This window comes from Streptomyces chartreusis, from assembly GCF_008704715.1.
In the GTDB taxonomy this organism is placed as follows: Bacteria; Actinomycetota; Actinomycetes; order Streptomycetales; family Streptomycetaceae; genus Streptomyces; species Streptomyces chartreusis.
In genome coordinates, this window is the sequence record NZ_CP023689.1 from 1,716,893 (window position 1) to 1,737,223 (window position 20,331).

Consider the following 20,331-nt stretch of genomic DNA (forward strand, 5'->3'; position numbering starts at 1 on the left):
CCCTTACGGTTTCGTCAGCCCGAGCAGCCGGGCGGCGTTCTCCTTGAGGATCCTCGGCCTGACCTCGTCCTTGATCGGCAGCTCGGCGAAGTCGGCGAGCCAGCGGTCGGGGGTCAGGACTGGGAAGTCCGAGCCGAAGAGGACCTTGTCCTTCAGCAATGTGTTGGCGTACTGCACCAGTTGGGGCGGGAAGTACTTCGGTGACCAGCCGGACAGGTCGATGTGCACGCCGGGCTTGTGGGTGGCCACCGCGAGGGCCTCGTCCTGCCAGGGGAAGGACGGGTGCGCCAGGATGATCTTCAGGTGCGGGAAGTCGGCCGCCACGTCGTCCACGTGCAGCGGGTTGGAGTACTTGAGGCGGATACCGCCGCCTCCCGGCACGCCGGCGCCGATGCCGGTCTGGCCCGTGTGGAACAGGGCGATGGTGTCCGTCTCCTCGATCACCTCGTAGAGGCCGTACGCCACCGAGCGGTCGTCGGGGAAGAAGCCCTGGATGCTGGGGTGGAACTTGAAGCCCCGCACGCCGTACTCCTCGACCAGGCGGCGGGCCTGCTTCACGCCCGCCTTCCCCCGGAACGGGTCGATGGACGCGAAGGGGATCAGCACGTCGGCGTTGGCGGCGGCCGCCTCGGCGACCTCCTCGTTGGGGACCGGGGCCGTGCCCGTGGCGGACTCGGCGTCGACCGTGAAGATCACGGCGGCCATGTTCCGCTCGCGGTAGTACGCGGCGGTCTCCTGGAGGGTCGGTTTCCGCTTGCCCTCGACCTTGAAGTAGGCGGAGGAGGCGTCGTGGAGGTCGTCGTCCAGCGAGGAGTGGCCCTTGGAGGAGGCCTCCGCGTGGGTGTGGACGTCGATCGCGACCAGTTCGTCGGGATTCATGGAGGGGTCCATCACGCCTCCGGGAACTCGGGCGCCGGGATGCCGACCGACTGGAGCTCGGCGCCGACCGAGGTGCGCCAGACGGCGGCGAGGGTGTCGGGGGTCCAGCCGCCGTCCGCGTACGCCGCCGAGATCTCCTGCGGATGCGACCAGAGTGCCACCTTGTCCCCGCCGATGCCGATGGCCTGGCCGGTGATTCCGCGGGCCGCCTCGGAGGCGAGGAAGGGGACGAGGGCGGCGCAGTCCTCGGGGGTGCCGAAGCCCTCGCCCTTGCGCAGGAAGTCCGGGAGCGGCGCGCCGCCGCGCATCGCCTCGACGTACGGGGCGAAGCCGGGGATGGTCTCGGTCATCGCGGTCGCGGCGACCGGCACGATCGCGTTGACGGTGATGTCCGCGCGGCCCAGTTCCATCGACCAGGTGCGGGCGAAGGCGGCGATGCCGGCCTTGGCGGCGGCGTAGTTCGTCTGCCCGAAGTTGCCGCGCTGGCCGGCCGGGGAGCCGACCAGGATCAGGGTGCCGCCCTCGCCCTGCTCGCGCATGCGGACGGCGGCGGCGCGGGCGCAGGTGAAGGTGCCCTTGAGATGCGTGGTGATCACGGCGTCGAAATCGTCGTCGGTCATCTTCCACAGGACCTTGTCGCGCAGGATGCCCGCGTTGGTGACCAGGACGTCCAGCCGCCCGAACTCCTCGACCGCGCGGCCGACCAGGCGGTCCGCTGCCTCGGTCGTGCCGACCGGGACGACCTCGGCGACGGCCGTGCCGCCGGACTCGCGGATGGACTTCACGGCCGCCTCGGCCACGGCGTCGTCGACGTCGTTGACGACCACGGAGGCGCCGTGGGCGGCCAGGGCGTGGGCGTAGGCGAGGCCGAGGCCCCGGCCGCTGCCGGTGACGACGGCGGCCTTGCCGGTGAGATCGATGCTGGGCACGGGCGGGTCCCTTCGAGGAGCGTGCGGCGGCTGCGAGTCGCGGAGAGGTGCGGCTGCGAGATCGAAGGTAAGAACAATAGTTGTTGACGTCAATAGTTGTTGCGGACTCGCCCTTGCGTCATGCTGGGTGCGTACGTCCGCACGCCCCGCCCGGGGCCTCGACCAGGGAGCCCGCCATCGCCAGCCGGCAGACCACGAACCCCGCACCGATCGACGCCGACGAGCCGTGGATGCGCGGACTGCACGCGGACACGGGCTATCTGCTGTACCGCCTCGGCCTGCGCTCCGGTCAGCTGTTCAACTCCTTCCTCCAGGAGTCGGGCCTGCGGCTGCGCCACTACGCGGTGCTGCGCTTCCTCGCCACCACCCCGGGCGCCCTCCAGCGCGAACTGAGCGCGTCGCTCGGCTACGACCCGAGCGCGATCGTCGGCCTGGTCGACGACCTGGAGAAGCTGGGCTTCGCCGAGCGGCGCCCCTCCCCCGACGACCGGCGCAGCCGGATCATCGCCCTGACCGAGGGCGGCCGGGCGTTCCTCCGGGACACCGACGAGGCCGGGCAGCGCGTCACCGACGAGCTGGTCGGGCCGCTGGACGACGGCGAGCGCGAGCAGTTGCACGCGCTGCTGCAGAGAGTCGCCGAGTCCGGGCTCGGGTGACGGCGTGGCGTCCGTGCCGGCCCATGCCCGGTCCGCGCCCGACCGACTGCTGGCGGTGCTCGGGGCCTTCGACCTGGAGCATCCGGCGCTGAGTCTGACCGACATCAGCCGGCGGGCCGGGCTGAGCCTGAGCACCGCGCACCGGCTGGTGGCCGCGCTCACCGAGTGGGGCGCGCTGGAGCGGGACGACGCCGGGCTCTACCACGTCGGGCTGCGGCTGTGGGAGCTCGCGGCACTCGCGCCGCGCGGGCTGGCGCTGCGGCAGGTCGCGCTGCCGTATCTGGAGGACCTGTACGAGGCGACGCACGAGAACGTGCAGTTGGCGGTCCGGGACGGGCCCGAGGTCGTCTACATCGAGTGGCTTTCGGGACGGTCCGCGGTCGGGGTGCACATCCGCGTCGGGGCGCGCTGGCCGCTGCACGCCACCGGCGTCGGGCTCGCGCTGCTCGCGCACAGCGACGCGGACTTCCAGGAGGGCTACTGCGGCGGTCCGCTCGCCGCCTTCACGCCGTACACCGTCACCGATCCGGCCGGGCTGCGCCGCATGCTGGCCGAGGTGCGCCGCACGGGTGTCGCGGTGAGCAGCCGCCAGGTCACCGACGACGCGCTGTCCGTCGCGGCGCCGGTGCGGGGCCCTGGCGGGGCGGTCGTCGCCGCCGTGTCGGTCGTTGTCCCGCAGGCGGACGCCCAGATCCCGGTCCTGGCACCGGCGGTACGGCTGGCGGCGCGGGGGATATCGCGGGGGTTGGGCTGGCGGCCGGAGAAGGGGGCGTAGGGGGCCGAAGTCCACGACGGCGCAGCGTGCGGCGGAGTCCGTCGTCTGCGGCGCCGTCGCGGCCGTTCGCGCAGTTCCCCGCGCCCCTTGAGGGCGTTGCCCAACCGTACGCGCGGGGCTGTATCGACATGCGGCTCGGCATCGCCGCAAAGGGGCGCGGGGAACTGCGCGACCAGCCACGACGAACCCGCGGACGCCCGCCGACCCGGCACACCCCCACGGCAGGCGCCCCGCCTAAATCCCTCTCACCGGTGAGGACGAGCCCCGAGTGACCTCGCGATACTGAAAGTGCCCTTGCCCCGAGGAGCCGCCCGTGTCCGCTCGTTCCTGGTTCTCCCCCGCTGCCGAGCGCCTGCGCACCGCCAACCCGTACGTCGTCGACTCGGCGCTCGCCGCGCTCGTACTGTTCGCCGTCTCGTTGCAGTGGATCTTCCCCGACGAGGGCGACGACCGGCTGACCTGGCAGGGTTGGCTGATCGGCGCCGCGACCGCCGTGCCGCTGGTGTGGCGGCGCCGCGCGCCGTTCCTGACGGCGTGCGCCGTGTCCGTGGCCACCCCCGTGCAGGCCGTCTACCACGCGCCGCCGCCGGACGTGATGTACGGCGGCATGGTCGTCCTCTACACGATGGCCGCCCTGGGCAGGCCGTGGCAGCGGCGCGCGATGCTGGTCGGCTGGCTCGTCGGCGTCTCGCTGACGATGATGCACAAGGAGGAGCCCCAGCCCTTCGAGTACGCCTTCCACCTGCTGAGCGTGGTGTGCGCCTACGGCTTCGGCGTGCTGGCCCGGGTGCAGCGGGCCTACACGGCCGAGTTGGAGGACCGGGCCCGGCGACTGGAGCGGGAGCGGGCCGCCGACACCGCGCGGGCCATTACGCAGGAGCGGTCCCGGATCGCCCGGGACATGCACGACGTCCTCGCGCACGCGGTGAGCCTGATGGTGGTGCAGGCCGAGGCCGGACCGGTGGTGGTGCGCAGCGATCCGGCGCGCGCCGAGGCCGCGTTCGACGCGATCGCGGGGGCCGGGCGGGACTCGATGGCGCAGCTGCGCCGGATCCTCGGCGTGCTCAAGGAGCCGCGGGGCGACGGCGGTGCGTGGCGGCTGCCGCAGCCGGGCGTTGCCGAGCTGCCCGGCCTGGTCCGCCAGGTCGGCGAGTCCACCGGGCTGCGGGTGGAGCTGAGCGGCTCCGGCACGCCCCGCCCGCTGCCCCCGGACACCGAGGTCGCCGCCTTCCGCGTGGTCCAGGAGGCCCTGACCAACACGGTGAAACACGCGCGGGCCACCTCCGCTACCGTCGAACTCGACTGGACGGAGGACGAGTTGACACTGACGGTGACCGACGACGGACAGGGACCGGGCTCCGGCCACGGCGGCCACGGCCTGATCGGCATCCGGGAGCGGGCCGCCGCCTGCGGGGGCAGCGCACGGGCAGGGCGCGGACCGGAGGGCGGTTTCCGGGTGGTCGTACGGCTGCCCGCGGCCGTCGACCGGGAGGCGGCACTGGGATGAGCATCCGGGTGGTGGTCGCCGACGACCAGGAACTGGTGCGGGCCGGGTTCTCCATGATCCTGGAGGCGCAGCCGGACATCGAGGTGGTCGCGGAGGCCGGCGACGGCGCCGACGCGGTCGCCGCGGTGCAGCGGCACACGCCCGACGTGCTGCTCCTCGACATCCGGATGCCGGTCATGGACGGCCTGGAGGCGGCCCGGCGGGTGTGCGGACAGTCCAGCTGCAAGGTGGTCATGCTGACCACGTTCGACCTGGACGAGTACGTGTACGAGGCGTTGTGCGCGGGCGCCAGCGGCTTCCTGCTGAAGGACGTGCGGCGCGACGACCTCGTGCACGCCGTACGGGTCGTCGCGGCCGGGGACTCGCTGCTCGCGCCGACGGTGACGCGGCGGCTGGTCGCCGACATCGTGCGGCGCCGCCGCGAGGAGGCCGCCGCCGAGGCCACCCCGCAGCGCCTGGACGTCCTGACGGCGCGCGAGGTGGAGACCCTGCGGCTGCTGGCGCGCGGGCTGTCCAACTCCGAGATCGCCACGACCCTGTTCGTCAGCGAGCACACGGTGAAGACCCATGTCAGCAACGTGCTGGGCAAGCTCGCTCTGAGGGACCGGGTGCAGGCGGTGATCTGCGCCTACGAGACGGGGCTCGTGACCCCGGGCTCCCCCTAGCGAGGGAGTTGCGGGCACTCCTCCCCCGTGCGACGGAGCCCCGCAAACCGCTCCCACCGGCGATCCGGTGACCACCCCCGTGGCGTGAGTCTGAGGGCGATGGCAACCGACCGTCCTGCCGGGAGGGACCGTGCTCACCACGCTCGCCCGGGCGGCTACCCGCCGCCCGCTCACCGTCATCGCCCTGTGGGTGCTCTTCCTGCTGCTCGGCTTCGGCCTGGGGACGGGCGTCTTCGGCCGCCTCTCCGACAACGTGGCCGACATCCCGGGCACCGAGTCCGAGGCCGCCGCGCGGTACCTCGACCGCGCCGACCCCGCCGGGGAGTCGATCACCGGCGTCGTCGAGGGCACCGCCGTGGCCGACCCCGCGCTGCGGGAGCAGGTCGAGCGGGCCGTCGCCGACGTGCGGTCCCTCGACGGGGTGGCCGCCGTGCCCGACCCGTACGCCACCCGTGGCCTGACCTCCGAGGACGGGCGGGCGGTGATCATCCCCGTCACCCTCGAAGGCGGCCTCGACGACACCGCCGAGGAGGACGCCGTCGACGCGGCCGCCGAGCGGATCCGGCAGATCGACGCGCCCGAAGTGCACGTCAGCGGCGGCCCGTTGCTGGGCACGCAGATCGGTGAGCGGGCCCAGGAGGACGTACGGAACGCGGAGTTGATCTCCCTGCCGGTCGTACTCGCCCTGCTCCTCGTGGTGTTCGGCGGGCTGCGCGCGGCGGCGCTGCCACTGGTGATCGCGGTCAGCGGGATCGCGGGCGCGTTCCTCGCCCTGTTCCTGTTCAGCGAGGTCACCGACATCTCCGTGTACGCGATCCAGGTGACCACGATGCTGGGGCTCGGACTCGCCGTGGACTACGCCCTGTTGATGGTGGTCCGCTTCCGCGAGGAGCGCCGGAACACCGACGACGTGGCCCGGGCGGTGGAGCGTACGGTCGCGGCGGCCGGCCGGACCGTGCTGTTCTCCGGGCTCACCGTCGCGGTCAGCCTGACCGGGCTGCTGGTGTTCCCGAGCGTGTTCCTGCGCAGCATGGGGCTGGCCGTGGCCGCCGTGGTCGTCGTCGACATGCTGGCCGCGCTCACACTGCTGCCGGCGCTGCTCGCGAGGTTCGGCGGGAAGATCGCCCCGGCGAAGGTCCGGCCGGAGGGCGAGGAGGGCCGCGTGTTCGCGCGCCTGGCCCGCTTCTCGGCCCGCCGCCGGATCGCCGTGGTGGCCACCGTCGTACCGGTCCTGCTGGTCCTGGCGCTGCCCGTCACCGGCATGACGATCAACCTCGGCGACGCCGAGCAACTGCCCGCGAGCACCGAGGCACGGCAGCTGTACGACACCGTCGACGAGCACTTCCCGCCGGGCACCGGCGTCTCGCCGATCACGGTCGTGCTGAAGCCGGGCGCGGACGCGGCCACCGCCGACCGGATCCGGGCGCTGTCTCCCGCGACCGAGTCCCACGAACTGCCGGGCGGGGCGACGGTCCTGCGCGTCCGGCCACCGGGCAGCGTCGACGGCCCGGAGGCCACCGCGCTGGTCGAGCGGATCCGGGACGTGCGCGGCGGCGAACCGGTCGAGGTCACCGGGCCGGCCGCCCGCCTGGTGGACTTCCGGGAGATGCTCTCGGACCGGGCGCCCTGGGCAGCGGTCACCGTCCTGGCCGGCATCTTCGCCCTGCTCTTCGCCTTCACCGGCTCGCTGCTGATCCCGTTGCGCACCATCGTGACCACCCTGCTCAGCCTGGGCGCCGCGCTCGGCGTGGTGGTGTGGGTGTTCCAGGACGGGCATCTGGCGGGGCTGCTGGGCAGCGAGGGTCTGGACGCACTGAGCCTGACCGCGCCACCGCTGATCGTGGCGATCGCGTTCGGTCTGGCCATGGACTACGAACTGTTCATCCTGGCCCGGATGCGCGAGGCACGGCAGCTCACCGGGGACGACCGGGAGGCCGTGGTCACCGGTCTGCGCCGCTCGGGCCGCGTGGTCACCTGCGCGGCACTGCTCCTCGCGGTGGTGTTCGGCGCCTTCATGACCGGCGGCTTCGCACCCATCCTGCAGATCGGCCTGGGCCTGACCCTCGCGGTGCTGATCGACGCGACGGTCGTACGGATGCTGCTGGTCCCGGCGACGATGGCGCTGCTCGGCCGGCGTGCCTGGTGGGCGCCGAAGCCGCTGCGCCGGGCGCACGACCGGTTCGGGCTGCACGAGGAGGCCCCGGCGCCGGTGCCTACAGGCGCACGGTCATCTTCACGGTGACCTCGTCGCCGGCCCCGAGCCCCTGCGGCCCCCGTACCGCGTTCTTCAGCGGCAGCAGGTAGCCGCCGTCCTTGGGAAAGAGGGACGTCTCGAAGGCGATCTCGCCGACCCGGGCCTCGACGGGGATCACGCCCCAGCCGTAGGTGGCCATCGCGGCCACGTCGCGGATGTCGGCGGACTCCTCGTCGGGGACCCGGACGAAGTAGTACGGCGCCGGTCCGCGCCATTCGATCACCGAGCCGGTGAAGGCAAGTTCCATGGACCTCACACTAACTCCGGGACCCGTCCGCCTTCACGGAGTGAACTTCCCTGTGGTGCAAGGGATTTATCTGCTTCATCTCTTGACGACCGGAGCACCGGGGAGCACATTGACGGCACTCTGAGAGCGCTCTCAATTTCCTTAGCGCTCTCGAAGGCACCCCGCTCCCCCACTTCCGTACCCCGAGAGGCAGCACCCCCATGAGTGACCCCTCCGGCATACACCGCAGATCCCGCTCCCCAAGACGCGCACTGCTGGCCGTACTCGGCACGCTCGGCCTGGTGGCGGCCGCGACCACCGTCACCGCCCCGTCGGCCGACGCGTCCGCGCCGACGCCCCCTTCGGGCTGGACGCAGGTGTTCCTGGACGACTTCCAGGGCGCCGCGGGCTCCGGCGTGAACACCTCCGACTGGCGGTACGCGACCGGCAAGGGCTATCCCGGCGGCCCCGCCAACTGGGGCACCGGCGAGATCGAGACGATGACGAACAGCACGAACAACGTCTCGCTCGACGGCAACGGCAATCTGCGCATCACGCCCCGCCGGGACGCGTCCGGCAACTGGACCTCGGGGCGCATCGAGACCAATCGCACCGACTTCCAGCCCCCGGCGGGCGGCAAGCTCCGCGTGGAGTCCCGTATCCAGGTGCCGAACGTGACCGGAGCCGCGGCCAAGGGCTACTGGCCGGCGTTCTGGATGTTGGGCGGGCCCTACCGCGGCAACTACTGGAACTGGCCCGCCGTCGGCGAGCTGGACATCATGGAGAACACCCAGGGCATGAACACGGTGTTCGCCACCATGCACTGCGGCACCTCACCCGGCGGCCCCTGCAACGAGACCAGCGGCATCGGCGGCAACACCACCTGCTCCGGCACGACCTGCCAGGCCGGCTTCCACACCTACCGGATGGAGTGGGACCGCTCGACGAGCGTCGAGGAGATCCGCTTCTATCTCGACGGCGTCAACTTCCACACCGTACGGGCCAACCAGGTCGACGCGACGACGTGGGCGAACGCGACGAACCACGGCTTCTTCGTCATCCTCAACGTCGCGATGGGCGGCGGCTTCCCGGACGCCTTCGGCGGCGGCCCGGACGGCGGCACGCAGCCGGGCCACTCAATGGTCGTCGACTACGTCCAGGTGCTGTCCAGCGGGAGCGGCACCACGCCTCCGCCGACGGGAAACCGTGACGCCTACAGCGCCATCCAGGCCGAGTCCTACGACAGCCAGGGCGGCGTGGGCACCGAGTCCACCTCCGACTCGGGCGGCGGGCAGAACATCGCCTCCCTCGCGAACGGCGACTGGGCGCTGTACCGGGGTGTCAACTTCGGTTCCCCGGCGGCGAACCAGTTCGTCGGCCGGGTGGCGAGCGGTGCGGCGAGCGGCGTCAGCGGGCTGGTCGAGGTGCGCCTGGACAGCCGCGGCAACGCGCCCGTCGGCAGTTTCGCGGTCGGCAGCACGGGCGGCTGGCAGTCGTGGCGGACGGTGCCGGCGAACATCACCGGGGTGACCGGCACGCACGACGTCTATCTGACCTTCAGCAGCGGCCAGCCGGCGGACTTCGTGAACGTGAACTGGTTCAACTTCGGCCGCTGAGCGCATCCGAGCGGTCGGCCGCGACGGGGCGTCGGTGTCCGCGGGTCCGTCGTGGCCGGCCGCGCGGTGCCCCGCGTCCCGACCGGGGCGCGGGGCACCGCTGTGTCTCAGCGGCGCCGTCGCAGTGCGCGGACCGCCTTCGGGAGGGTGAGGGCGAGTCCGAGTGCGGCCAGCGGGAGCACGACGTCGCGCCAGGGATCCCGGATGGGCCGGTAGGTGCTGACGCCGTCCCTGATCTCGATGTAGCCGATGGGCTTGGCCTCGACGCCTCCGCCGCCGCCACCGCCGTCCCCGGCCTTGGCGCCCTCGACCGTGCGTCCCGTGCCGCCGCCGAAGCCGTAGGCGACCCTGGCGACCGGGACGACGGTGACGCCGTCGGCGGTGACGGGTTCGCCGTAGACGGCGGTGACCGAGGCACGGCCGCCGAGCTTCTCGGCGAGGCGTTCCAGAAGGGTGACGGAGGCCTGGGCCCCTGCGGCGTCCAGATCCTGCGGAACCACGGATGCGTGGTCTTCTTTGTCTTCTTCATGGGCGGTCATGGAGGTTTCGTAGGCACATCGGATCCGTCTGTCAAGTGAACCCGCCGGTTCACGCCGCGGTCTCGACCGGCAGCTCCGCCAGCCGCCACTCCAGCATCCCGTCGGTGAGGCGCACGGCGCTGCGGCCGCGCTCCCGCAAAAGGCGTACGGCGTCATGGGCCAGGACGCAGTAGGCGCCCCGGCAGTAGGCGACCACCTCGGCCCGCGCGGGCAACTCGGCGATGCGGTCGGCGAGTTGGTCGATGGGGATGGACAGGGCGCCCGGGATGTGGCCGGCCGCGTACTCCTCGGCCGGGCGTACGTCCAGGACGACGACCTCGCCGGCCTCGGCACGGGCGAGCAGTTCCTCGCGGTCGACCGCCCTGGTGTCGTCCGCTCCGAGGTAGGCGGCGCGGGCGGGTTCGACGGCCGGCTGGTGGGTCTGGGCGACCTGGCGGAGCAGGGCGTACAGGGCGGCGACGTCGGCGCCGGCCAGCCGGTAGTGGATGCGTACGCCGTCACGGCGGGTGGCGACCAGGCCGGCCTGCCTGAGGGTCTGGAGGTGGGCCGAGGCGGTCGTCAGATTCAGGCCCGCGGCCTTGGCGAGGGCGTCGACGGTGCGCTCGCCCTGGGCCAGCAGATCGAGCAGCTCCAGGCGTTTTCCGCTGCTCAGCGCCTTGCCGGTACGGGCGAAGGCGTCGTACAGGGCGGCTTTGCGGACCGCGTCTCCCATGGCATCCTCCATAATTCCATGGAATATTGTAAGTGATGGGCGGGCGTGGGGTCCACCCGGCTCGTAACGTGAAATCTGGAGGACCCGATGGGCTTCGCCGACGATCATCTGATTCCGCTGGTCGACAGCGGTCTCGGCAACAGCGCCTACCTCGTCGACCTGGGCGACGGCCGCGCCCTGGCCGTGGACGCGACCCGCGATCTGCGCGCCCTGCGCGCCGAGGCCGGGCGGCGCGGGCTCACCGTGGCCTTCGCGGCGGACACCCATCTGCACGCCGACTTCCTCTCCGGCGCGCTCCAGCTCGCCGCCGACGACGGGGCCGCGGTGCTGGCCTCCGCCGCCGGCCGCCGCGCCTTCGCGCACCGGGCCCTCTCCGACGGGGACGAGGTGGACCTCGGCGGCCTGACACTGCGCGCGCTGGCCACCCCGGGGCACACGGACGAGCACCTGTCCTTCCTGCTCCTGGACGGCACGCGGGAGCTCGGGGTCTTCACCGGCGGCTCACTGATCGTCGGCTCGGTCGCCCGCACCGACCTGCTGGGCGCGGACCGCGCACGGGAGCTGGCGTGTGCGCAGTACCGCTCCCTGCACCGCCTGGCCCGGCTCCCGGACCCGACGCCGGTGTGGCCCACGCACGGCGCCGGCTCCTTCTGCTCCGCCCCGCCGGGCGCCGAGCGCACGACCACCATCGGCGCCGAGAAGCGGACCAACGCGCTGCTGGCCGCGCCGGACGAGGACGCTTTCGTACGGCTGCTGCTGGACGGCCTCGGGTCCTACCCCGCCTACTTCGACCGCCTGGCGGAGGCCAACCGGCGCGGTCCCACGGTCCTCGACGGCCCGCCGCCGCTGCCCGAGCTGTCCCCGGCCGAGGTACGCCGGCTGCTGGGCGAGGGCGCGCAGGTCGTCGACGTACGGTCGGTGCGGGACTTCGCCGCCGGGCACGTACCGGGCGCGCTCTCCGTCCATCTGCGCGACCAGTTCGCCACCTGGCTCGGCTGGCTGCTGCCCGAGGACACACCGCTCGTGTTCGTCACCGGGCCCGGCCAGGATCTCGCCGAACTCACCTTCCAGGCCCTGAAGATCGGGTACGAGCGGCTGTGCGGCCGGCTGACCATGGACGTCTGGACGGCCGACGGCGGCCAGCGGGAGACCGTCGAGCTCGTGGCGCCCGGCCGCGTGGCCGACCGGGCGGTCCTCGATGTCCGCCGGCGGTCCGAGTGGGACGCCGGGCACATCCCCGGCGCGCTCGGCATCGAACTCGGCGACCTTCCCGGCCGCGCGGACGAGCCGCCGGCAGGCACCGTGGTGCACTGCGCCCACGGGGAGCGCGCGATGACCGGGGCGAGTCTCCTTCAGCGGAGCGGGCACCGTGACGTCGCCGTCCTCACGGGCGGCCCCGACGACTGGGCCGAGGCCACCGGGCGCCCGCTGCGGGAGGGCGCGTGACGACGCACACCGAGGCCCGGGCCGTACGGCTCGGACTGCGCGCCAACCTTGCCCAGTTCAGCCTGCTCGTCCTTGTCAACGCCCTGGTCGGCGGCATGCTCGGCCAGGAGCGCACCGTACTGCCGCTGCTCGCCGACGACGTCTTCCACCTGTCGGCCTACACCGCCGCCCTCACCTACATCCTGGCCTTCGGTTCGACGAAGGCGGTGACCAACTTCGCCGCGGGCACCCTCTCCGACCGGTACGGCCGCAAGCCGGTGCTGGTCGCCGGATGGCTGATCGCACTGCCCGTGCCCGCGATGCTGGCGTGGGGGCCGACGTGGGGCTGGATCGTCGCCGCGAACGTCCTCCTTGGCGTGAACCAGGGGCTGACCTGGTCCACGACGGTCATCATGAAGATCGACCTGGCCGGTCCGGAGCGGCGCGGCCTGGCGATGGGCCTCAACGAGGCCGCCGGGTACGGGGCGGTGGCCGCGACCGCGATGGCGACGGGCGCGATCGCCGAGCACGCCGGGCTGCGCCCCGAGCCGTTCCTGCTGGGCGCCGCGTATCTCGTCCTGGCCCTCGGCCTGTCGGTGTTCGCCGTCCGCGAGACCCGCGAGCACGCGCGAGCCGAGGCCGCGCTGCATCCCGTACAGGCCGTGGCGGAACGGGAGTTGACGACCAGGCAGATCGCACGCCGGACCAGCTTCGGCGACCGGGCCCTGTCGGCTGCGAGCCAGGCGGGCATGGTCAACAACCTCAACGACGCCCTCGCGTGGGGCATCTTCCCGCTGCTGTTCGCCGCGCACGGCCTGTCGGTGGCACAGATCGGCGTCCTCGCGGCCCTCTATCCGGCGGTGTGGGGAGCGGGGCAGCTGGTCACGGGGTGGTGGTCGGACCACATCGGCCGCAAACACCTCATCACGGCGGGGATGTTGCTCCAGGCGGCCGCGATCGCCCTGGTCGCCGAGGGGACGACGTTCCCGGCATGGGCGGCGGCCCAGGCCCTACTGGGCCTCGGCACAGCCCTGGTCTACCCGACCCTCCTGGCCGTCATCGGCGACGTGGCCCATCCGGCCTGGCGGGCCCGAGCGGTCGGCGTCTACCGACTGTGGCGCGACGGAGGGTTCGCGGTGGGGGCGCTGCTGGCGGGGGTGCTGGCCGACGCGTACGGGTTGACGACGGCGATCTGGACGGTCGCCGCGTTGACGGCGGCTTCGGGACTGACAGTGGCGGTACGCATGTACGAAACCCGCCCGACAACCCCCTAGGGGCGCGGGGAACCGCGCGACAAGCCGCGACGGTGCCGCAGACAGCGGACGACCGGTGTGTTCAACGAAGCTCCGACCGGAACCCCGCCGGTGTCACCTCCGTGTGCTGGTGGAAGAACTTGGAGAAGTTCGCGGCGTCCGGGAACCCCACCGCCGCGCCCACCCGCCCGATCGGCATGTCCGTGTGGGCCAGCAGCCGTTTCGCCTCCAGGATGACCCGCTTGTCGATGAACCCCTTGGGTGTCTCGCCGGTGGCGGCGCGGACGGCTCGTACCAGGGTCCGGCGCGAGTACCCGAGCTGGTCGGCGTACGCGCTGACGCTGTGGTTCCTGGCGAAGCCCCGCTCCACCGCGTCCCGGAAGAGCGTGAAGGTCGTGTCGCCCTGGTGGCGTGCCGCTTCCGCCGAGCTCGCCGCGAGATGGGCGAGGCGCAGCAGGAACGCCGTCAGTGAGTGCCGCAGCACCGCGGTGTGCAGACTCAGCGGCAGGGTCGTGGTGTCCTCGTACTCGCGTTGCAACTGGGCCAGCGCCGAGCGCAGGGCGGGGAGCCGGGCCTCGTCGGGGTGGAGCAGGGGCGGCAGGTCGTAGCGGTAGAGGCCGGTCGCCTCGACCGTGGCGCGGGGCAGGAAGCCGGGCTGCATGGTCAGGACGGTCCCGCGGTAGTCGTCCGTCCCGGAGAAGCGGTGGACCTGGCCGGGGCGGATCCACAGCAGGTCACCGGCGTTCGCCTCGTACTCGGCGAAGTCGATCATGTGCCGCACGGGCCCCTCGGCGAAGAGCATCACGACATGGAAGTCGATGCGGTGCACCCGCTCCAGCGGTGCGTCCGTGGCGTGCCAGGTGCGGCCGGCGCCCATTCGGCCCACCTGCATGCCGACGCCGAGGACGCTCTGGTCGGCCGGGAACGGAAACGTCCGTATCGCGTCGCCACCTTGAGCGCTCGCGTCCGCGATATCCGCCATTTCCACCATGTCCGTCTCGTGCCGTCTCACCCGTGCGCGCCCCTTGCTCAGCCGTGCGCGGCGCGCCTTGCGGTGTCCCACTTTCACCACAGCCTGACACACGCCGACCTTCCCTCTCAAAAGTCAGACTTTTACTTTTGAACGCGTTGGACCAGCTACTTCGCTCCGATCGAGGACTTTTTGAAGATGAGCACGCAGACCCCGGACCGCTTCGAATGGACCGAACTCGACCGGCGTGCCGTCGACACGGCCCGCCTTCTCGCGGCCGACGCCGTACAGCGGGTCGGCAACGGCCACCCGGGCACGGCGATGAGCCTCGCCCCCGCCGCGTACACGATCTTTCAGAAGGTGATGCGGCACGACCCCGCCGACCCCGAGTGGACCGGCCGTGACCGCTTCGTCCTCTCCCCCGGCCACACCTCGCTGACCCTGTACACGCAGCTCTTCCTCGCCGGGTACGAGCTGGAGCTCGACGACCTCAAGTCGTTCCGGACGCACGGTTCGAAGACGCCGGGGCACCCCGAGTACGGTCACACCGCCGGGGTCGAGACGACGACCGGGCCGCTCGGGCAGGGTGTCGCCAACGCCGTCGGCATGGCGATGGCGGCCCGCTACGAGCGCGGCCTGTTCGACCCGGAGGCGCCCGAGGGCGAGTCCCCGTTCGACCACACCATCTGGGCGATCGTCTCCGACGGCGACCTGCAGGAGGGCGTCTCCGCCGAGGCCTCCTCGCTCGCCGGCCACCAGAAGCTCGGCAACCTGGTCTTCCTCTACGACGACAACCACATCTCCATCGAGGGCGACACCGCGACCGCGTTCTCCGAGGACGTGCTGAAGCGCTACGAGGCGTACGGCTGGCACGTGCAGCGGATCGAGCCGGAGCTCGGCGGCGACGTCGACGTCCACGCCCTGTACGCCGCGCTGAGGGCGGCGCAGGCCGAGACCGAGCGGCCCTCGATCATCGCGATGCGCACGATCATCGCGTGGCCCGCCCCGAACGCGCAGAACACCGAGGCCTCCCACGGCTCCGCCCTCGGCGACGACGAGATCGCCGCGACCAAGCGCCTGCTGGGCTTCGACCCCGAGCAGTCCTTCGAGGTCGCCGACGAGGTGCTCGCCCACGCCCGCCGCGCCCTGGACCGGGGTGCCGAGGCGCACGCCGCCTGGGACAAGCGGTTCGGCGCCTGGCGCGCCGCGGACCCCGAGCGGGCCCGGCTGTTCGACCGGATCGTCGCCGGTCAGCTGCCCGAGGGCTGGGAGTCCTCGATCCCGGTGTTCGAAGAGGGCAAGTCGGTCGCCACACGCGCCGCGTCCGGCAAGGTGCTCCAGGCCCTCGGCCCGGTCCTTCCCGAGCTGTGGGGCGGCTCGGCCGACCTGGCCGGGTCCAACAACACCACCATCGACAAGTCGAGTTCGTTCCTGCCCAGGGGCAACCCGCTGCCGGAGGCCGACCCGTACGGCCGCACCGTCCACTTCGGCATCCGTGAGTTCTCGATGGCCGCGGAGATGAACGGCATCGCCCTGCACGGCAACACCCGTATCTACGGCGGCACCTTCCTGGTGTTCTCCGACTACATGCGCAACGCCGTACGCATGTCGGCTCTGATGCAGCTGCCGGTGACATACATCTGGACGCACGACTCCGTCGGCCTCGGCGAGGACGGCCCGACCCATCAGCCGGTCGAGCACCTGGCGTCGCTGCGTGCCATCCCGGGCCTGAACGTGGTGCGCCCCGCCGACGCCAACGAGACCGCGATCGTGTGGGCCGAGATCCTGCGCCGCCACTCCACCGACCCGGCCCCGCACGGCCTCGCGCTCACCCGCCAGGGCGTGCCGACGTACGCGCCCGACTCCGATGCGGCCAAGGGTGGTTACGTCCTCCAGGACTCCTCCACCGGTACGCCGGACGTCGTTCTCGTCGCGACCGGCTCCGAGGTTCAGCTCGCCGTCGCCGCGCGGGAGCTGCTGGAGGCCGAGGGGATCGGCACCCGGGTGGTGTCGATGCCGTCCGTGGAGTGGTTCGAGCAGCAGCCGCGCGAGTACCGCGAGAGCGTCCTGCCGCCCGCCGTGAAGGCGCGGGTCGCCGTCGAGGCCGGCATCGGGCTCACCTGGTACCGGTTCGTGGGCGACGCCGGACGCATCGTCTCCCTGGAGCACTTCGGCGCCTCCGCCGACGCCAGGACGCTGTTCGCCGAGTACGGCTTCACCCCCGGGAACGTGGCCGCCGCCGCCCGGGAATCGCTTGCCGCCGCCCGCGGTTGACCTGAACGCAGAAAGAAGATGATCACTGTGACCACCGAAGCAACCGCGACCGCGGGCACGCTGAAGCGCCTGGCCGACGAGGGCGTCTCGATCTGGCTGGACGACCTGTCGCGCAAGCGGATCGAGTCCGGCAACCTCGCCGAACTCGTCGCGAACAAGAACGTCGTGGGTGTCACCACCAACCCGTCCATCTTCCAGGCCGCCATCGGCTCCGGCGAGGGCTACGAAGAGCAGCTCGGCGACCTCGCGGTGCGGGGCGTCACGGTCGACGAGGCCGTGCGGATGATGACCACCGCCGACGTCCGAGCCGCCGCCGACATCCTGCGGCCCGTGTACGACGCCACCGACGGCCGCGACGGCCGGGTCTCCATCGAGGTCGACCCGCGCCTCGCGCACCAGACGGCGGCGACGATCGCCGAGGCCAAGCAGCTCGCCTGGCTCGTCGACCGCCCCAACGTCATGATCAAGATCCCGGCGACCCGGGCGGGCCTGCCGGCGATCACCGAGGTCATCGGCCTCGGCATCAGCGTCAACGTGACCCTGATCTTCTCGCTGGAGCGCTACCGCGAGGTCATGGACGCCTACCTGGCCGGTCTGGAGAAGGCCGCGGCGAACGGCCTGGACCTGTCCGCCGTCCACTCCGTGGCGTCCTTCTTCGTCTCCCGCGTCGACGCCGACATCGACAAGCGGCTGACGGCCATCGGCACGGACGAGGCCCTCGCGCTGAAGGGCCGCGCGGCGCTCGCCAACGCGCGCCTCGCCTACGAGGCGTACGAGGATGTGTTCGGCGCTGCCGACGACGCGGCACGGTCGACAGCCCGCTGGACGGCCCTGACCGGGGCCGGCGCAAACAAGCAGCGCCCGCTGTGGGCTTCCACGGGCGTCAAGGACCCCGCCTACAAGGACACCCTGTACGTGGACCGACTCGTCGCGCCCGGCACCGTGAACACGATGCCCGAGGCAACGCTGAACGCCACCGCCGACCACGGCGAGATCACCGGCGACACGGTGACGGGCGGCTATGCGCAGGCCCGCGCCGACCTGGCCGCGGTGGAGGCGCTCGGGATCTCCTACGAGGACGTCGTCACCCGGTTGGAGCACGAGGCCGTCGCCAAGTTCGAGGTGGCGTGGCAGGACCTGTTGGACGCCGTCAAGAAGTCGCTCGGCAGCAAGGGAGCTGACGCAGAATGACCTCCGACTGGGACAACCCCCTCCGCGACGCGCGGGACCGCCGTCTCCCCCGTATCGCGGGCCCGTCCGGGCTCGTGATCTTCGGGGTCACCGGTGACCTGTCCCGCAAGAAGCTGATGCCGGCCGTGTACGACCTGGCCAACCGCGGCATGCTGCCGCCGGGCTTCTCCCTGGTCGGGTTCGCCCGCCGGGACTGGGAGGACGAGGACTTCGCGCAGATCGTGCACGACTCGGTGCGCGAGCACGCCCGTACCGAGTTCCGTGAGGAGGTCTGGCAGCAGCTGTCGGAGGGCATGCGGTTCATCCCCGGTGACTTCGACGACGACACGGCGTTCGACCGGCTGCGCCAGACCGTGGAGGAGTTGGACAAGGCGCGCGGCACCAGCGGCAACTACGCCTTCTACCTCTCCGTACCGCCGAAGTTCTTCCCGAAGGTCGTGCAGCAGCTGAAGAAGCACGGCCTGGCGGACGCCCCCGAGGGATCGTGGCGGCGGGCGGTCATCGAGAAGCCGTTCGGCCGGGATCTCGCCAGCGCCCGGGAGCTGAACGCGATCGTGCACGACGTGTTCGACCCGGAGCAGGTCTTCCGGATCGACCACTACCTCGGCAAGGAGACGGTCCAGAACATCCTGGCGCTGCGGTTCGCGAACCAGATGTTCGAGCCGATCTGGAACCGGTCGTACGTCGACCATGTGCAGATCACGATGGCCGAGGACATCGGCATCGGGGGCCGCGCCGGGTACTACGACGGCATCGGCTCGGCCCGTGACGTCATCCAGAACCATCTGCTCCAGCTGATGGCGCTCACCGCCATGGAGGAGCCGGCCGCGTTCGACGCCGCGTCGCTGCTCACCGAGAAGCTGAAGGTGCTCAGGGCCGTCAAGCTGCCGGAGGACCTCGGCCGGCACACCGTGCGCGGGCAGTACGCGACGGCCTGGCAGGGCGGCGAGAAGGTTCTCGGGTACCTCGACGAGGACGGCATCGACCCGGGCTCGAAGACGGACACCTACGCGGCCGTCAGGCTGAACCTGGACAACCGGCGCTGGGCCGGCGTGCCGTTCTACCTGCGCACCGGCAAGCGGCTCGGGCGGCGGGTGACGGAGATCGCGGTCGTCTTCCAGCGGGCGCCGCACTCGCCCTTCGACTCCACCGCCACCGAGGAGCTCGGCCAGAACGCCATCGTCATCCGGGTCCAGCCGGACGAAGGCGTGACGGTGCGGTTCGGCTCCAAGGTGCCGGGCACCTCGATGGAGATCCGGGACGTGACGATGGACTTCGCGTACGGCGAATCCTTCACGGAGTCGAGCCCGGAGGCCTACGAGCGGCTCATCCTGGATGTCCTCCTCGGGGACGCCAATTTGTTCCCCCGTCACCAGGAAGTGGAAGAGTCCTGGAAGATCCTCGATCCGATCGAGGAGTACTGGGACACACACGGCAGGCCGGCGCGGTACGCGTCCGGGAGCTGGGGACCCGAGGAAGCCGACGAGATGCTCGCACGAGACGGACGGAGCTGGCGCAGGCCATGAAGATCGACCTGAGCGACACCACGGCAAGCAAGATCAACAAGGCGTTGGTGCAGGGCCGCCGCGCGATCGGCACGCCGGCCGTGGGCATGGTCCTGACGATGGTCATCGTCACGGACGAGGAGAACGCCTACGACTCGATCAAGGCGGCCGAGGAGGCGTCGCACGAACACCCGGCGCGCACCCTGGTCGTCATCAAGCGGCACGCCCGCACCCCGCGCGACCGCACCCGCTCCCACCTCGACGCCGAGGTCCGGGTGGGCGCCGACGCCGGCACCGGCGAGACGGTGATCCTGCGAATGTACGGCGAGGTGTCCGACCACGCCGACTCGGTGGTGCTGCCGCTGCTGCTGCCGGACGCGCCGGTCGTGGTGTGGTGGCCGGTGGACGCGCCGGAGAACCCGTCGAAGGACCCGCTGGGCGCGCTGGCCCAGCGCCGGATCACCGACCTGTACACCACCGAGACCCCGCTCGCGGACCTGGACGTCCGCGCCCGTTCCTACGCGCCCGGCGACACCGACCTCGCCTGGACCCGGCTCACCCCGTGGCGGTCGATGCTCGCCGCCGCCCTGGACCAGGCGCGGGTGCCGATCGTGTCGGCGGTCGTGGAGGCCGAGGCCGACAACCCGGCCGCCGAGCTGCTGGCGCGCTGGCTGGAGGCCCGGCTGCACGTCACCGCCGAGCGGGTCGTGACCGCCGGACCGGTCGTCACGGGCGTGCGCCTGGGCACCGAGAACGGCGAGATCGTCATCGACCGCCCCGAGGGACCGCTGGCCACGCTGTCCCTGCCGGACCAGCCCTCACGCACCCTCGCGCTGAAGGTCCGCACCACCTCCGAACTCATTGCCGAGGAGCTCAGGCGCCTCGACGCCGACGAGATGTACGCCATCGCCCTGCGGGGCGAGGCCGGCAAGGAGACCTCCACCCATGTCTGACT

General features: G+C 71.9%; 18 protein-coding genes. 12 read left to right on the forward strand and 6 right to left on the reverse strand.

Annotation, left to right across the window (positions count from 1 at the left end):
- Window positions 1-3: 3 nt before the first annotated feature.
- Both CP983_RS07145 and CP983_RS07150 read right to left on the reverse strand, forming a co-directional pair.
- Window positions 4-879, reverse strand: coding sequence for an amidohydrolase family protein (locus CP983_RS07145; RefSeq protein ID WP_150498978.1), 876 nt, complete (start codon window positions 877-879; stop codon window positions 4-6).
- Between the two features lie 11 nt (window positions 880-890).
- Window positions 891-1,808, reverse strand: a complete 918-nt coding sequence (locus CP983_RS07150; RefSeq protein WP_150498979.1) for an SDR family oxidoreductase — start codon at window positions 1,806-1,808, stop codon at window positions 891-893.
- Window positions 1,809-2,038: 230 nt separating this feature from the next.
- Between CP983_RS07150 and CP983_RS07155 the strand changes: the two genes are divergently transcribed.
- From CP983_RS07155 to CP983_RS07175, 5 genes are all read left to right on the forward strand, one after another.
- Complete coding sequence (locus CP983_RS07155; protein WP_150506449.1) at window positions 2,039-2,464, forward strand: MarR family winged helix-turn-helix transcriptional regulator; 426 nt, start codon at window positions 2,039-2,041, stop codon at window positions 2,462-2,464.
- Window positions 2,465-2,468: 4 nt separating this feature from the next.
- Window positions 2,469-3,239: an IclR family transcriptional regulator gene (locus CP983_RS07160; protein ID WP_150498980.1), complete on the forward strand. Its 771-nt coding sequence runs from the start codon at window positions 2,469-2,471 to the stop codon at window positions 3,237-3,239.
- Window positions 3,240-3,552: 313 nt separating this feature from the next.
- A complete protein-coding gene (locus CP983_RS07165; protein WP_150498981.1) occupies window positions 3,553-4,746 on the forward strand; it encodes a sensor histidine kinase in 1,194 nt (397 codons plus the stop codon).
- The gene (locus CP983_RS07170) at window positions 4,743-5,411 is read left to right on the forward strand and encodes a response regulator (RefSeq protein ID WP_093747947.1); all 669 of its coding nucleotides are present in this window, start codon (window positions 4,743-4,745) and stop codon (window positions 5,409-5,411) included. The genes CP983_RS07165 and CP983_RS07170 overlap by 4 nt, the downstream gene beginning before the upstream one ends.
- A 130-nt stretch (window positions 5,412-5,541) precedes the next feature.
- Window positions 5,542-7,653 (forward strand): MMPL family transporter, encoded by a 2,112-nt coding sequence (locus CP983_RS07175; RefSeq protein WP_150498982.1) that lies wholly within the window; start codon window positions 5,542-5,544, stop codon window positions 7,651-7,653.
- Here the strand turns inward: CP983_RS07175 and CP983_RS07180 are convergent.
- Window positions 7,625-7,912: a DUF1905 domain-containing protein gene (locus CP983_RS07180; RefSeq protein WP_030956425.1), complete on the reverse strand. Its 288-nt coding sequence runs from the start codon at window positions 7,910-7,912 to the stop codon at window positions 7,625-7,627. The two genes, CP983_RS07175 and CP983_RS07180, sit on opposite strands and share 29 nt — an antisense overlap.
- 200 nt (window positions 7,913-8,112) lie before the next feature.
- On the opposite strand from CP983_RS07180, the gene CP983_RS07185 reads away from it, so the two are divergent.
- Window positions 8,113-9,507: a glycoside hydrolase family 16 protein gene (locus CP983_RS07185; protein ID WP_150498983.1), complete on the forward strand. Its 1,395-nt coding sequence runs from the start codon at window positions 8,113-8,115 to the stop codon at window positions 9,505-9,507.
- Between the two features lie 107 nt (window positions 9,508-9,614).
- Here the strand turns inward: CP983_RS07185 and CP983_RS07190 are convergent, their stop codons facing one another.
- Window positions 9,615-10,007 carry a GerW family sporulation protein gene (locus CP983_RS07190; protein WP_229914656.1) on the reverse strand — a complete coding sequence of 131 codons (393 nt, stop codon included), beginning with the start codon at window positions 10,005-10,007 and terminating at the stop codon, window positions 9,615-9,617.
- An 88-nt stretch (window positions 10,008-10,095) separates the two neighbouring features.
- On the reverse strand, window positions 10,096-10,758 hold the full coding sequence (locus CP983_RS07195; RefSeq protein WP_150498985.1) for an ArsR/SmtB family transcription factor: 663 nt from the start codon (window positions 10,756-10,758) through the stop codon (window positions 10,096-10,098).
- A gap of 87 nt (window positions 10,759-10,845) precedes the next feature.
- On the opposite strand from CP983_RS07195, the gene CP983_RS07200 reads away from it, so the two are divergent.
- Window positions 10,846-12,204: an MBL fold metallo-hydrolase gene (locus CP983_RS07200; protein WP_150498986.1), complete on the forward strand. Its 1,359-nt coding sequence runs from the start codon at window positions 10,846-10,848 to the stop codon at window positions 12,202-12,204.
- On the forward strand, window positions 12,201-13,457 hold the full coding sequence (locus tag CP983_RS07205; protein WP_150498987.1) for an MFS transporter: 1,257 nt from the start codon (window positions 12,201-12,203) through the stop codon (window positions 13,455-13,457). Before CP983_RS07200 ends, CP983_RS07205 begins: the two co-directional genes overlap by 4 nt.
- A 61-nt stretch (window positions 13,458-13,518) precedes the next feature.
- Here CP983_RS07205 and CP983_RS07210 read toward each other — a convergent pair whose 3' ends face one another.
- Complete coding sequence (locus tag CP983_RS07210; RefSeq protein WP_150506451.1) at window positions 13,519-14,418, reverse strand: helix-turn-helix domain-containing protein; 900 nt, start codon at window positions 14,416-14,418, stop codon at window positions 13,519-13,521.
- A 186-nt stretch (window positions 14,419-14,604) separates the two neighbouring features.
- On the opposite strand from CP983_RS07210, the gene tkt reads away from it, so the two are divergent.
- The 4 genes from tkt to opcA are packed head-to-tail and all read left to right on the forward strand — an operon-like array spanning window position 14,605 to window position 20,329.
- On the forward strand, window positions 14,605-16,680 hold the full coding sequence (gene tkt, locus CP983_RS07215) for a transketolase (protein ID WP_150498988.1): 2,076 nt from the start codon (window positions 14,605-14,607) through the stop codon (window positions 16,678-16,680).
- 18 nt (window positions 16,681-16,698) lie between these two features.
- Window positions 16,699-17,871 carry a transaldolase gene (gene tal, locus CP983_RS07220; RefSeq protein WP_125524434.1) on the forward strand — a complete coding sequence of 391 codons (1,173 nt, stop codon included), beginning with the start codon at window positions 16,699-16,701 and terminating at the stop codon, window positions 17,869-17,871.
- The gene (gene zwf / locus CP983_RS07225; RefSeq protein ID WP_107908141.1) at window positions 17,868-19,397 is read left to right on the forward strand and encodes a glucose-6-phosphate dehydrogenase; all 1,530 of its coding nucleotides are present in this window, start codon (window positions 17,868-17,870) and stop codon (window positions 19,395-19,397) included. Before tal ends, zwf begins: the two co-directional genes overlap by 4 nt.
- The gene (gene opcA / locus CP983_RS07230) at window positions 19,394-20,329 is read left to right on the forward strand and encodes a glucose-6-phosphate dehydrogenase assembly protein OpcA (RefSeq protein ID WP_107908140.1); all 936 of its coding nucleotides are present in this window, start codon (window positions 19,394-19,396) and stop codon (window positions 20,327-20,329) included. The genes zwf and opcA overlap by 4 nt, the downstream gene beginning before the upstream one ends.
- Window positions 20,330-20,331 lie beyond the last annotated feature (2 nt).

Excerpts from the sequence above, each read along its gene's own strand:
- CP983_RS07200 (WP_150498986.1), top strand. The coding sequence starts at position 10,846 with ATGGGCTTCGCCGACGATCATCTGATTCCGCTGGTCGACAGCGGTCTC.
- CP983_RS07155 (WP_150506449.1), top strand. The coding sequence starts at position 2,039 with ATGCGCGGACTGCACGCGGACACGGGCTATCTGCTGTACCGCCTCGGC.
- zwf (WP_107908141.1), top strand. The coding sequence starts at position 17,868 with ATGACCTCCGACTGGGACAACCCCCTCCGCGACGCGCGGGACCGCCGT.
- tkt (WP_150498988.1), top strand. The coding sequence starts at position 14,605 with ATGAGCACGCAGACCCCGGACCGCTTCGAATGGACCGAACTCGACCGG.
- opcA (WP_107908140.1), top strand. The coding sequence starts at position 19,394 with ATGAAGATCGACCTGAGCGACACCACGGCAAGCAAGATCAACAAGGCG.
- CP983_RS07195 (WP_150498985.1), bottom strand. The coding sequence starts at position 10,758 with ATGGGAGACGCGGTCCGCAAAGCCGCCCTGTACGACGCCTTCGCCCGT.
- CP983_RS07210 (WP_150506451.1), bottom strand. The coding sequence starts at position 14,418 with ATGGCGGATATCGCGGACGCGAGCGCTCAAGGTGGCGACGCGATACGG.
- CP983_RS07145 (WP_150498978.1), bottom strand. The coding sequence starts at position 879 with ATGAATCCCGACGAACTGGTCGCGATCGACGTCCACACCCACGCGGAG.
- CP983_RS07180 (WP_030956425.1), bottom strand. The coding sequence starts at position 7,912 with ATGGAACTTGCCTTCACCGGCTCGGTGATCGAATGGCGCGGACCGGCG.
- CP983_RS07185 (WP_150498983.1), top strand. The coding sequence starts at position 8,113 with ATGAGTGACCCCTCCGGCATACACCGCAGATCCCGCTCCCCAAGACGC.
- CP983_RS07170 (WP_093747947.1), top strand. The coding sequence starts at position 4,743 with ATGAGCATCCGGGTGGTGGTCGCCGACGACCAGGAACTGGTGCGGGCC.
- tal (WP_125524434.1), top strand. The coding sequence starts at position 16,699 with ATGATCACTGTGACCACCGAAGCAACCGCGACCGCGGGCACGCTGAAG.